Origin of the sequence: Cyanobium sp. N5-Cardenillas (assembly GCF_024345515.1) — a bacterium.
Lineage (GTDB): Bacteria > Cyanobacteriota > Cyanobacteriia > PCC-6307 > Cyanobiaceae > Cyanobium.
Genome location: NZ_JAGQBG010000119.1, coordinates 1 through 9,494, shown reverse-complemented (window position 1 = coordinate 9,494; position 9,494 = coordinate 1). Strand labels below are relative to the sequence as shown.

The window sequence follows — 9,494 nt, the reverse complement described above, 5'->3', positions numbered from 1 at the left end:
CGACACCACCCTGGCGGAAGCGGCCAAGTGCGTGCTGGTGTCGTTCGACTCCACCATGCGCAGCAACCTGTCGGTGGGAATGCCGATCGACCTGCTCCTCTACAAACGGGATCGCCTCGCGATCACCCAGCGGCGCCGATTCAGCGAGGGTGACGCCTACTTCCAGGAACTCAGCCGGGAATGGAGCGCCGGTGTGCGGCAGGTGTTCCGGGAGCTGCCGGAGTTGGTCTGGTAAGCGAGATCCCGTGGCGCGACTGGCTGATGCCGGACCGGGATCGGCCTCACCCTTTTCCACCGCTGGTGCTGATCCACGGCATGTGGGACACCCCCGGTGTGTTCGACCCGCTCAAGCGCCAGCTGGCAGGGCGCCGCGGCCCCCTGTTGATCCCCCACCTGCCCCACCGCTTCGGGCTGACGCCGATCGCGGTGCAGGCCGGCCTGCTCGCCACCCACATCGACGCGTCCTTCGGTCTGGAGCAACCCATCGACCTGCTGGGCTTTTCGATGGGCGGTGTGATCGCCCGCGCCTGGATCCAGTTGCTGGGCGGCCATCGGCGCACCCGGCGGCTGATCAGCGTGGGCAGCCCCCAGCAGGGCACCCTCACGGCCGGGCCCTGGCCCCGCTGGCCCCTGGCTGGCATCGCCGACCTGAAGACGGGCAGCCCGTTGCTGCAGCGTCTTAACGCGAACCTCACCACGCTTCAGGACGTGGATTGCTGCAGCTTCTACTGCGAGCCGGATCTGATGGTGATGCCGGCCTGGCGTGCCGTGCTGCCGATCGGTCCGGGGAAGAACCTGCCGGTGCGGTACCACCACCAGCTCATGAGCCACCCGGCTGCCCTGAAGGCTTTAGTCGACGAGCTGCTGCGTCCCTAGCTTGGAACCACAAGCAGCTGAGCCGACCGTGGATCTGTTGGCCATCTCCCTGCTGGTGCGCTGGCTGCTCGGCTGGGCCCTGTGCCTGCGCATGCCGCGCCTCCCCCCCTCCAGGGTTCAAGGTCAACCCACTGTTTCGGTGCTGATTCCGGCCCGCAACGAGGAACACACCCTCCCGAAGCTGCTTTCTGCCCTGCATCTCCAGAGCCTCACCCCCTTGGAGGTGATCGTGATCGACGATCACTCCAGTGATCGCACGGCCGCCATCGCTGCTGCAGACGGGGTCAGGGTGACCCAGCCACCGCCCCTGGCGGAGGGATGGTGCGGCAAGACGTGGGCCTTGCACCATGGCGTCCGCGCCAGCGCAGGGAAGCTGCTGCTTTTCCTCGACGCCGACACCGAGCCCCATCCCGAGTTCCTGAAGCGTCTCGTGGCGGCGCAGCAGGAACTGGGTGGCCTGGTTTCGGTCCAGCCCTTCCACCGTACCGAGAAGGCCTACGAGCAGCTCTCGGTGCTGTTCAACCTCGTGGGGCTGATGGCGGTGCCGATGGGGAAGGAGTGCGGGGTGGCCTTTGGTCCGGCCATGGCCACCAGCCGGGCCGATTACGACCACATCGGCGGCCATGCCGCGGTCGCCGGCAAGGTGGTGGAGGACTGGTTCCTGGGCCATCTGTACGAGCAGGCGGGACTGCCGGTGAGCGCCTTCATCGGCCAGGGCCTGCTCGACTACCGCATGTATCCCGGCGGTCTCCAGGACATGGTGGTGGGCTTTGCCAAGAACTTCGCCACCGCCGCCGGGGAGGTGCGCTGGTTCTGGATGCTGGCTGTGCTCCTCTGGATCTCCGGGCTGTTCTGGGCGGCCTGGTGCCTGCCCGCTTCCCTGCTGGGCTGGCCGATGCTGGGCGATGCGTCAGTGCTGACCAATCTGCTCCTCTACCTCGCCTTTGCCGTGCAGCTGCTGGTGGTCACCCGGCGGATCGGCGACTTCGGCTGGATCTGCCTGATCTTTCCGATTCCCGTGCTGTTCTTTCTGGGGGTGTTCGCTCTGGCGATCCTGAATCTGGAGCGGGGCACGATCGAATGGAAAGGCAGACGGTTTCCGACGCGCTAGCGGTCCTGGCCTGCGGCCTGGGCTGGTTGGGGTGGTCGCTGCTGGTCGGCTGGCTGGCCCACGGACTGCCCCAGTCGGCCCTGATACGCGACACCTGGCTCACCGGTCGGCGCCCCTGGCCGGAGAGCAAGGAGGGCTTTGAGCAACGGCTCGGCATTCACCGCTGGAAATCCCTGCTGCCGGACGCCGGCACCGCCTTTCCAGGCGGGGTGGCCAAGAACAGCCTGGTGGGCAGGGATCGCGCCACCCTGCAGCGCCTGCTGGAGGAGACCCGCCGGGCCGAGCTGGTCCATCTGGCGCTCTGGCCGTTCTGGATCGTGACCGCCCTGTGGCTGCCGCCGGCGGGGGTGCTGATCAACCTGATCTTCGCGACCCTGTTCAACCTGCCCTTCATCTGGCTGCAGCGCTACAACCACCTGCGGGTCCAGGGAACCCTGGCGCTCCTGGACAGCCGCGCCACGGTTCCCTGAGCCCTCAGTGGCCCACCACCCCAGCCTCCAGGGTGAGGTCCACGCCGATCCCTCGGTCCTCGGCGTGGCGAGCCACGATGAGCCGATGGGGTCCCCCCTCCAGCAGGAACGCGTCGCGGGATGCATCGAACCAGGCCAGGCGGCGGAGTGGGATCTCGATCGCCACCCGCTCGCTCTGGCCGGGCTGGAGGCTCAGCCGGCGGAAGCCCACCAGGCTGCGTCGCGGCCGTTCCACGGCCTGACCGGGGGGCTCGGCGTAGATCTGCACCACTTCCGCAGCGTCCATCGTCCCCGTGTTCGCCACCGTCACCGTGAGCTCCAGGGCGCCGGGAAGCTGCTGGGCCTCCGGGTCGCTGTGGCTGAAGCTGCTGTAGGACAAGCCGAATCCGAAGGGGAAGGCCGCTGGGTGACGATGGCGTCCCAGCCGCCGGTAGCCATGCCAGAGGTCGTAGGTGATCCGCCGGGCCCGGGGGTCGAACGGCGGCAGGTGGCTGGCATCGGTGGGCACCGCATAGGGCATCCGCCCCGACGGTGACACCCGTCCCAGCAGCACGTCGGCGAGGGCCTCCCCGCCCCGCTGGCCGGGATACCAGAGCAGCAGCAGCCCTGGCACCCGCTGGCGCCAGGCCTCGCAGAGGATCGCCCCGCCCCCCATCAGCACCACCACCGTGCGGGGGTTGGCGGCGGCGACGGCCAGGATCAGGGCCTCCTGGTCGGCCGGCAGCTGGAGCCGGGTGCGATCGCCCGAGGCGAAGGCCCCGCCGGCGCGGGCCGAACCCAGGCGTGTCACCTGGGCGACCGCCCCCGCCAGATGTGACCACAGCGGCAGCAGGCGGCGGCGGCCGACCAGGCGCACCAGCCCATCGGGTGGGGGGGCCTGGCCCAGGATCGGGGCGAGATCACCGGGGTGGATGTGCTCGCCCTCGTGGCGCCAGTCCAGTCCCACCACCACCAGGGCCGCGTCGCTGCGGGCCGCCAGGTCCGAGGCCTTGGCCAGGTCGTTGCCATCGCAGGGAAACAGCTGGAGGTCGGGCGCCGCGTCCTGCAGTCCGGCCAGGGGCGTCACCACCGACCCCGGCGCTGGCCGGGTGTCGGAGGAGCCCCGGTCCCCCAGGTTGGCGGTGTCGGCCAGGGGCCCGATCACCGCCAACGAACCGATCCCGCTGAGGGGCAGCAAGTTGCCCTCGTTCCTGAGCAGCACGATCGATTTGGTGGCCGCCTCCCGCGCCAGCGCCCGGTGCCCCCGGCAGCCACGCAGCGACTCCGGGTAGGTGCCTGCGGGCACCGTTGCCTGGGCCAGCAGCAGCCGCAGCACGGCGTCATCGATCCGGGCCATCGGCACCCTTCCAGCGGCCACCGCCGCCGGAAGCGTCGCCTGGAAGATCATCCGGAACGGCATCTCCAGGTCCTGACCGGCCGCCATGGCGGCCTCGCCATCACGGATTCCGAAGATGAAATCGCTGAGCACGAAGCCACGGAAGCCCCAGCGCTGCTTGAGGATCTCCTGCAGCAGATGGGGATGCTGGCCGCACCAGGCCCCGTTGACACTGTTGTAGGCGCTCATCACCGCCAGGGCCCCGGCCTCGATGCAGTCGCGGAACTGGGGCAGGTAAAGCTCCTGCAGCGCCCGCTCGCTGGCGTCCACATCGACGCGGAAGCGGGCGCTGTCGATCGAGTTGAGGGCGAAATGCTTGACGCAGGCGATGGCATGGCGCTGCACGCCACGGCTGCTGGCGGCCCCCATGGCGCCTACGTGCACGGGGTCCTCGCCGTAGGTTTCCTGGGCTCGGCCCCAGCCCGGGTGGCGCAGCAGGTTGACGCAGATGCCGCCGAACAGATTGGCGCCGAACGATCGCGCCTCCTTTCCCATGGCGTCGCCGATCCTTTCCTCCAGATCGACGTCCCAGCTGGCGCCGCGCCCGATCGGTGCCGGGAAGGTGGTGGCGCCGCCTTCGAGCACCACCCCCCGGGGGCCATCGACGAAGTGCAGCCCAGCGATCCCCAGGCGACGCAAGACCCCGGCGGGCCAGGGGCGGCGGTGGGAGGCGTCGTGCAGGGCGATGTCCGCGAGGCCTCCCCAGAACGGGGTGTCCCCGTCCAGCAGGCAAAGTTTTTCGTCCAGGCTGAGCCGCTGCAGCTGGGTCCGGGCCTGGTACTCCAGGCGACTCCAGTCGTGGCGGTTGGGCACGGATTCAGCCTAGGGCCGGGGCTTGACTCTCCAGTCCAGGGGAGCCCATACGGTGAAGACCAAGCTCCCGGCCCCGGTCCGCCCGCGATGAGCATCACCACCCTGGGCTCGCCCTGCTGCGCCGTCGAGCCGCTGGCCACCCCCTCGACGTCGATGGAGAGGGAGCTGGCCCATGAGCTCACCGTGCTGCGCCGCCGCCTGTCGGTGGCGGCCGTGCTCACGGGGTTGGTGGTGGTGGCCACCCTGCCCCACATGCTCGGCGTCCATCTCAAGTGGCTGCCGGGCTGGTTCACCAGCCCCTGGACCCAGCTGCTGCTGAGCACGCCGGTGCTGTTCTGGTGCGGGCGGGAGTTCTTCACCGGCGCCTGGTCGTCGCTGCGCCGCCACAGCGCCGACATGAACACCCTGGTGGCCGCCGGCACCGGCATCGCCTGGCTGGCCTCGCTGCTGGCCACCGCCTTCCCGGGGGTGCTCATCGCCGAGGGCCTTCCGGCCGATGTGTACTACGAAACGGCTGCGGTGATCCTCACGCTGGTGCTCCTGGGCCGGCTGCTGGAAGCCCGGGCCCGCGGCCAGACCTCCGAGGCGATCCGGCGGCTGCTGCAGCTCCAGCCCCCCACGGCCCGGGTGCTGCGGGAGGGGGTCGCCACGGACATCCCCGTGGCGAAGGTGGTGGTGGGCGACCTGGTGCAGGTGCGTCCCGGGGAGAAGCTGCCCCTCGATGGCGTGGTGGTGGAGGGCAGCACCTGGGTGGAGGAATCGATGCTCACCGGCGAGCCGACGCCGGTGGCCAAGGGCCCCGGGGACGGGGTGATCGGCGCCTCGATGAACCGCAGCGGCAGCTTCAGCTTCCGTGTCACCCGGGTGGGTGCCGACACCATGCTGGCCCGCATCGTCGAGCTGGTGCGCCAGGCCCAGAGCTCCCACACCCAGGTGCAGCGCCTGGCGGATCAGGTGGTGGGCTGGTTCGTGCCGGTGGTCATCGCCATCGCCATCGCCACCTTCGTGCTGTGGTTCCTGGTCAGCGGCAACGTGGTCCTGGCGACCCTGTTCCTGGTGAGCGTGCTGGTGATCGCCTGCCCCTGCGCCCTGGGCCTGGCCACCCCCACGGCGATCATGGTGGCCTCCGGCAAGGGGGCCGAGATCGGCCTGATCTTCCGCAGCGCCGAGGCGCTGGAAACGGCCGGCGGGCTGCGCACCATCGTGCTCGACAAGACCGGCACCCTGACCATGGGCCAGCCGGAGGTGACCGATTTCGAGCGGCTCCATGGCGGCCGGATGCCCGTCGGGACGCTCCTGGCCCTGGTGGCGGCGGTGGAGTCCCGTTCGGAACATCCCCTGGCCGAGGCGATTGTGGCCTACGCCACAAGTCGTCGCGGCGACGAAGAGCCACCGGATGTGGAGGCGTTCGAGGCCATGGCGGGTCTTGGCGTCCTGGCGACCGTGGGCGGGCTAGAGGTGCGGGTGGGCAGCCCCCGCTGGCTGGAAGCCTCGGGCCTGGACACCACCCCGCTCGATCCGGTGGTGGCGCGGCTGGAGCGGGCTGCCCGCAGTGTGGCCGCCGTGGCGGTGGACGGGCGGATCGAGGCCTGCTTCGGCATCGCCGATCCGATCAAGCCCGAAGCCCATGCCGCCGTGGCGGCCCTGCGTCGGCTGGGTCTGGAGGTGGTGCTGCTCAGCGGTGACGCCCGCCGCACCAGCGAAGTGGTGGCCGCCGATGTGGGCATCGTGCGGGTGATCGCCGAGGTGCGCCCGGGCGACAAGGCGGCGGTGGTGCAGCGCCTGCAGGAGCAGGGCCAGGGGCCCGTGGCGATGGTGGGCGACGGTCTCAACGACGCGCCGGCCCTGGCCCGGGCCGAGGTGGGCATGGCCATGGGCACGGGCACCGATGTGGCGATCGCCGCCAGTGACATCACCGTGCTCTCGGGCCATCTGGCTGGCGTCCCGGCGGCGATCGAACTCAGCCGCCGCACCATGGCCACCATCCGCCAGAACCTCTTCTTCGCCTTCGCCTACAACGTGGCGGGCATCCCGATCGCCGCCGGCCTGCTGTTCCCGCTCACGGGTTGGCTGCTGAACCCGATGCTGGCGGGGGCCGCCATGGCGTTCAGTTCGGTGTCGGTGGTGAGCAATGCCCTGCGGCTGCGCCGCTTCCGGCCCGCCCATCGCTCCGTGGGGGCCGCCGCATGACGCCACTCGTTCTCTCCGCGCCCCTCGTGCTCGCAGCGCCTCTGTGGCGCACGATTCCCCAGCCCCTGGTCCTGCGGGTGCTGGTGGCGGCGGTGGGGCTGGTCCTGATCGCCGCTGAACTCTGGTGGTTTCTGGGTCGCCATGGTGGTGACGTGGTGGCCAGCGAAGGGGAGCAGGGGGTGCAGGAGATCACCATCGCCGTGGATGGCAGCTACTCCCCGTCCCAGATCAGGGTGAAGGCGGGCCGGCCCGTGCGCCTCCGCTTTCACCGCACCGATCCGAGTGGCTGTGTGGCCCAGGTGATTTTCCCGGACTTCCAGCGCACCCTCGACCTCCCCCTGGGGGCCACCACCAGCATCGAACTGCTGCCCACCCGGCCGGGGCCTTACCCGTTCCACTGCGGCATGAACATGGTGCGCGGCAGCATCGAAGCCGAGTAAGAGGGCAGCCAGGCTGCCCGGGCCCGGGGAGAGCCACCTTGGCTGGTGATCCAATCGATGGCCATTTCTTCTGCTTTGATGCTGCAGATGATTTGGCTACTTAGGAACAAAAGACCTGCTCTGTTATGTTCGACTTCAATGATCAAGACATGATGAAGAACCTATTTAGCGCCTTTTCCAAGCACACTCTTTCCCGCCCTCTCGCCGGCGCGTTCAAGTCTTCAACAGTTCTTTTCGTCGCCCTGCCCGTTCTGGCGACATCCCCTGGGGCCTTGGCTCAGGGCAATCCCTGGGGGTCCCCCACCCAGCCGTCCCAGCCCCAGAATTCCCCCTGGGGTGGCGGTGGCAGATCCCTGACATTCCCTGTCCAGGGGGTGATCTGTGACGGCTCCGTGAGCGTCTGTTTCAACGCCAACGGTGCCGCCCTGGCGGAAACCGAACAGGAGTTCGGCCGTCGTGCGCGCCGCAATCTGGAAAACAATCTGGTCAACAATCCGATCGTCGATGTCACCTTCGCCAATGGCCGCTATTGCAACTTCAACCTGCGCGGCTGCTGGACGAACAGCCAGCGCACCTCCTACGACCCACGGCTGAATCCCTGGCTGTTCGGCTCCAATGCCGGGGGCGTCAACCAGGGCGGCCAGGGCACGGTGATCGGCGGCTCCGGATCCACCTGGGGACCGGGCAGCGGCCTCAACCCAGGACAGCAACCCAACAACAGCTTCCGCCCCCCGTTCACCCGCACCCGCCAGAGCGGCACCTGTGCCTGGACCAATGCGGGCATCTCGATCTACAATGGCACCTGCCGCTACGAGATCGTCCAGAACAACGCCAACGGCTCCAAGACCCTGGCCTTCACCTTTGACAGGTTGCCGGTCTCGAATCCGCTGCGCACGATCCGCTTCACGGCCCAGGGCAACAACCCATGGAGCATCCAGCTGCCGAACGGCTCAACGGCGGCCGTCGTGTCCAAGGTGAATGCTGACCAATACCGCACCGACATCCAGCTGGGTTGGAGCAACGTGTTCAACCTGGGCTTCCGAAGCTCCACCCAGGCCACCACGGCCCCGTTGAATCAGGCCCTGCAGCCGGTGGACGCCTATGGACAGGTGGTGCAGGGCGGCGACGCTGAAGGGTTGGGGCAGGCCCTGGGCGGGTTGCTGCAGCAGCTGTTCGGCGGCCAGTGATGGCCGTCAGCCCGCCATCGTGCCCACGCCATCGGAGGTGTTGCTGAAGAATCGACGCAGGTTCACGCCGGCTTCGTGGGCGGCCACGGTGACCTGGAGCTTCTGTTCCGCATCGAGCCCATCCCAGAAGGCATGGAACAGATCCAGGGAGGCCTTGGCACTGCCCAGCACACCCATCACCGCCATCGGTGCCGCCAGCCAGGGGAAGACCAGCAGCACAACGGAAAGCACGGCACCCACGGCCACGCCGGTTTTGGCGGATTCCAGGCTTGTGGCCAGCACCAGCCTCACCTGGGTGATCCGGTCGATCTGGCCCCGTTTGCGCAGGGCCTCGGTGCGCAGGGCGCTGAGCAGCGCCTGGTAGGTGGCGTAAAGCACCACCCCCCCAACGGTCGATTCTGAAAAGAACTCGCCACCACTGACGGCACCACCGTTGTGGTTCAGATCCACCGAGGCCAGACCCGCCAGGGGTGCCAACTCCCAGCCAGCACGGGGGATGCGGAAGGGGTCGTGCTCGCGGGTCATGGTCATCGGGATCCAGCGCGTCCAGCCTGCCGTGATCGGGGGGATGGGCGCAATGGCGAGTTATCCCGACAGCTGCGGCAGCTGGCCGGAGGTGGAGAACTGGTAGTTCCAGCTGCGGCTGGCATCGAACGTCTGGTTGGTGAACAGGTCGGTGTAGATGGCGTTCCAGTTGGAGATCCCCCCGTCGCCCATGCCGATGGCCAGCACGTTCACGTTGCTGGCGCCAACCGTGGAGGCCACGGTGTCGAGGGTGTTGTTGAGGGAGGTCTGGGCCTGGGCCCAGATGTCGACGCCGGCGGCCGTGGGCACCCGGATTGGGGTGCCGCTGCTGGTGTAGCGCAGTCCCGAGCTGAGGATCGGATCACCATCAAGCCAGGAACTGGTGGGCAGGGCGACGTTGGTGCCGCTCCAGCCCTGGCCGAAGTCGGGCCGGTTGTCCCACCAGGGGCGCCGTTCGGGGCGGCCGTCGGTGATCATCGCCACCGACACGATCGTGTCGAGGGCGAC

At 68.9% G+C, this 9,494-nt stretch carries 9 protein-coding genes and 1 pseudogene; 7 read left to right on the top strand and 3 right to left on the bottom strand.

Annotated features, from left to right (window positions below; genetic code table 11):
• The 4 genes and pseudogenes from KBZ04_RS10415 to KBZ04_RS10400 form a co-directional block, all read left to right on the top strand.
• Positions 1-235 (top strand): annotated as a pseudogene (locus tag KBZ04_RS10415) (peptidase); the annotation flags it as partial.
• Positions 236-261: 26 nt separating this feature from the next.
• Positions 262-876 carry an esterase/lipase family protein gene (locus tag KBZ04_RS10410; protein ID WP_409995960.1) on the top strand — a complete coding sequence of 205 codons (615 nt, stop codon included), beginning with the start codon at positions 262-264 and terminating at the stop codon, positions 874-876.
• A gap of 28 nt (positions 877-904) precedes the next feature.
• Positions 905-1,987, top strand: a complete 1,083-nt coding sequence (locus KBZ04_RS10405; protein ID WP_254991863.1) for a glycosyltransferase — start codon at positions 905-907, stop codon at positions 1,985-1,987.
• The gene (locus tag KBZ04_RS10400) at positions 1,957-2,457 is read left to right on the top strand and encodes a hypothetical protein (protein ID WP_254991862.1); all 501 of its coding nucleotides are present in this window, start codon (positions 1,957-1,959) and stop codon (positions 2,455-2,457) included. Before KBZ04_RS10405 ends, KBZ04_RS10400 begins: the two co-directional genes overlap by 31 nt.
• 4 nt (positions 2,458-2,461) lie before the next feature.
• On the opposite strand, the gene KBZ04_RS10395 is transcribed toward KBZ04_RS10400, so the two are convergent.
• Positions 2,462-4,645, bottom strand: coding sequence for a beta-glucosidase family protein (locus tag KBZ04_RS10395; RefSeq protein ID WP_254991861.1), 2,184 nt, complete (start codon positions 4,643-4,645; stop codon positions 2,462-2,464).
• Positions 4,646-4,732: 87 nt separating this feature from the next.
• On the opposite strand from KBZ04_RS10395, the gene KBZ04_RS10390 reads away from it, so the two are divergent.
• The 3 genes from KBZ04_RS10390 (at position 4,733) to KBZ04_RS10380 (ending at position 8,462) form a co-directional block, all read left to right on the top strand.
• A complete protein-coding gene (locus tag KBZ04_RS10390) occupies positions 4,733-6,835 on the top strand; it encodes a copper-translocating P-type ATPase (protein WP_254991860.1) in 2,103 nt (700 codons plus the stop codon).
• Entirely contained in the window at positions 6,832-7,275 is a 444-nt protein-coding gene (locus KBZ04_RS10385) for a cupredoxin domain-containing protein (RefSeq protein ID WP_254991859.1), read from the top strand. The genes KBZ04_RS10390 and KBZ04_RS10385 overlap by 4 nt, the downstream gene beginning before the upstream one ends.
• 392 nt (positions 7,276-7,667) lie before the next feature.
• Positions 7,668-8,462, top strand: coding sequence for a hypothetical protein (locus KBZ04_RS10380; RefSeq protein WP_254991858.1), 795 nt, complete (start codon positions 7,668-7,670; stop codon positions 8,460-8,462).
• Between the two features lie 6 nt (positions 8,463-8,468).
• On the opposite strand, the gene KBZ04_RS10375 is transcribed toward KBZ04_RS10380, so the two are convergent.
• Both KBZ04_RS10375 and KBZ04_RS10370 read right to left on the bottom strand, forming a co-directional pair.
• Positions 8,469-8,987: a hypothetical protein gene (locus tag KBZ04_RS10375; RefSeq protein WP_254991857.1), complete on the bottom strand. Its 519-nt coding sequence runs from the start codon at positions 8,985-8,987 to the stop codon at positions 8,469-8,471.
• 60 nt (positions 8,988-9,047) lie between these two features.
• Positions 9,048-9,494 (bottom strand): hypothetical protein (locus KBZ04_RS10370; RefSeq protein WP_254991856.1); only part of this gene is annotated, 447 nt, incomplete at its 5' end.